Below are 2,489 nucleotides of genomic sequence, written 5' to 3'. Positions count from 1 at the left end.
TTCGGCGGCCGCCTGGCCACGGCTGCCGCCGCTGGGCCCGCTGGCCAATCCGCGCTGCCCGTCGCTACCCTCACGCTGCTCCAAGCGGCCTACTCGCACTACGGCCTCTCCAACAACTACGACGGCACCCACCCCGGGTTTTTCCGCGCCGTGCTCACCCTGCCCGCCGTGCGCGGGCCCGTGCTCATCACGCACTCGGACCACGACTCGGCCGTGGGCACCATGTACCCGCTGGCCTCGATGCTGGCCCACCAAGTGGCTTCGGGCCTCGGCGATGCCCGCGACAAGTACGGCGGCATGGGCCGCAACGGGGCCCAAAAAACCCCCGAGGCCACCGAAGGGGCCCTGCTGGGCGTGGGGGCGGCCTACGCCTTCGCCGCCGGCAAGGTGTTCAACCTCAACGCCGACGCCATTATTCAGGACCATTCCGACATCTGCCACCCCGAAGTGGCCTACGCCCTGCTTCAGGCCGTGGCCACCACGTAGCCCGGCCGGTAGCGGGGGTTGTTCAACCTGGATTTATTTTTCATCCATGCCATGAAGCCGTACTTATTGCTCTTTATCCCTCTGCTGGGCGCATGGGGCCCGTTGGGGCCCCTGGCCGCGCCGGTGGCCGGCGTTCCCCTGGCCGCGCCGGTGGCGCCCCGGCCAATTGCCGAGTTCTTGCTCATCAAAGGCCAGGTGGTGGACGCGGCCGGCCAGGGGGTGCCGCAGGCGGCGGTGGCGCTCGTGGGCACGGCGCTGGCCACCGCCACCGACGCGGTTGGCAAATTCGCGCTAACCGTGCTCGCGGCCGTGCTGGCTCAACTGCCCGACGGGCCAGTGCAGCTCCGCCTGTCGTACGCCGGTCACCTTGCCCGGCTGGTCGAGCTGGCCCCCAACCTGGTCGACCTGGCCGGCACGGCGGAAGTAACGGTACTGGCCACACCGGGCGAGGTGCAGGTAATGCGCACGCCGTTGCCGCGCCGGGCTACCCCAATCCGCCGCCGGCCAGTTTTTGCCCGCCAGCCACCCCCGCCGCCGCCCCCGCCTACACCGACGGCGGGGGAGGCGCCCACGATCCGGTCGGCGGAAAAAAAGCGGGCGAATGCCTTCGCTTGGCCGCCGCCCCACCCCTCGGCGTACTGCCTGTTGCCCGAGCGGTTCACCACGGGCGTACAGCGGCTGGGCCAAGTGGATGCCCGTCTGCGGGTCGCCCTCGTCAAAGCCCGGTTTCAGGACCCGGCCTACTACAGCATTCCGGAAGGGTTCGCCCTGGTTACGCGCATTGAGCAGCTCGACGGGCAAGACAACCCGCTGCCCGAACCCAACCGCTGGGCCCCCGAGGCAGTGGCGGGCAGCAGCCTCGCGGCCTTCTTGCGCAACCTGGTCAGTGCCCGCACCGGGCGGTTCCGGGTGGTGGTGTTCGCGGTGACGGCCACCGCGTTTGCCCCCACCGACGAAACCGTGGACAAGCAGCAGGCCATCGACTGGCTGACGCACGGCACCACCTCGCTGCCGACCGCCGTGGGCCGCCTGCCCTGGACCGCCGATTCGCACTGCACGGCCCTGGTGTACGAGTTCGAGAAAAAGGAAAATCGCCCCGCCGCGCTCGTGGACGCCAGCCTGTTCTCGGGCCGGCAGCACCTGTCCAAAGCCGGCATCGCCGTCGGATTTTAGTCCCGTTCGCCCCCTTGTTATGCCCGATACCCTGCCCAAAGCCCAGGCCCAGCACCGCCTGGCCATCCTCTGGTTCGTGCTGGCCACGGGGCCCACGCTGCTGCTTTTCTACAACACCATCCAGGGCCGCTTCGACGACCCGGCGGCCATCTGGCAGTGGTATAGCCCGTTTCTATTCCCCACGCTGCTGCTCATCATCGGCACGCTGCGCACGTCCGAAACCGCCGACGGGCCGGCCGCCAGCAGCACGTTCTACTTCCGGCTGTGCTGGGGGCTCTCGTTCTTTTACGGCCTGTGCCTGTGGGCGACCCTGGCCGTGGGCCTCCAACACCAGGCCGACAGCACCCGCCAGCTCCTGGACAGCCTCAAGCTGGCGGGCCTCATGCTCACCGCCGTGCAAAGCCTGGTGAGCCTGGCGCTGGGCGGCTTCTTCGTGGCCGCCCCCACCGCGGCCCCGGTGCGCAAAGCCGCGTAGAAAAGCAAAGGCAGCAGCAGTAGGAGCGGAGTAGGCCCGCCGGATGGCCCAGGGCGGAGAAACCATTTCCTCCTGGACAAGGGGCATTTCGTAGCCAGATAGACACAAAAAAACAGCCCCAGCAAGATTGCTGGGGCTGATGAGGCAACGTGGGCGGGGCCGCTGGGCGGGCTAGCGCGGAATGCCGCCCGGCGTGGTGGTCGTGCCCGGCGCGGTGGTCGTAGCGGGCGTCGTCGTTGAGGCACCCGGAATGGTCGCGCCCTTGGTGGTGGGGCTGCCCACCGGGGTGCTGCCGCGGCGCGCGTTGCGGGCGCCTGGCTGCCGGTGGCGGTGGTGCGCCCGTTGGCGTCCCCGT

At 69.5% G+C, this 2,489-nt stretch carries 4 protein-coding genes; 3 read left to right on the top strand and 1 reads right to left on the bottom strand.

The features are described from left to right. The 3 genes from BEN49_RS28015 to BEN49_RS14065 form a co-directional block, all read left to right on the top strand. Positions 1-486: hypothetical protein (locus BEN49_RS28015; protein WP_204376116.1), on the top strand; the 486-nt coding region annotated here is incomplete at its 5' end. A 51-nt stretch (positions 487-537) separates the two neighbouring features. After that, complete coding sequence (locus tag BEN49_RS14070; RefSeq protein WP_070744401.1) at positions 538-1,659, top strand: peptidase associated/transthyretin-like domain-containing protein; 1,122 nt, start codon at positions 538-540, stop codon at positions 1,657-1,659. Between the two features lie 19 nt (positions 1,660-1,678). After that, entirely contained in the window at positions 1,679-2,134 is a 456-nt protein-coding gene (locus BEN49_RS14065) for a hypothetical protein (protein WP_070744399.1), read from the top strand. 171 nt (positions 2,135-2,305) lie between these two features. Here BEN49_RS14065 and BEN49_RS14060 read toward each other — a convergent pair. Then, the coding region (locus tag BEN49_RS14060; protein WP_204376115.1) for a hypothetical protein at positions 2,306-2,489 on the bottom strand (184 nt) is incomplete at its 5' end.

This window comes from Hymenobacter coccineus (assembly GCF_001816125.1).
Lineage (GTDB): Bacteria > Bacteroidota > Bacteroidia > Cytophagales > Hymenobacteraceae > Hymenobacter > Hymenobacter coccineus.
The sequence above is the reverse complement of the archived record's forward strand: the minus strand, read 5'-3'. Positions and strand labels throughout refer to the sequence as shown.

Excerpts from the sequence above, each read along its gene's own strand:
- BEN49_RS14070 (WP_070744401.1), top strand. The coding sequence starts at position 538 with ATGAAGCCGTACTTATTGCTCTTTATCCCTCTGCTGGGCGCATGGGGC.
- BEN49_RS14065 (WP_070744399.1), top strand. The coding sequence starts at position 1,679 with ATGCCCGATACCCTGCCCAAAGCCCAGGCCCAGCACCGCCTGGCCATC.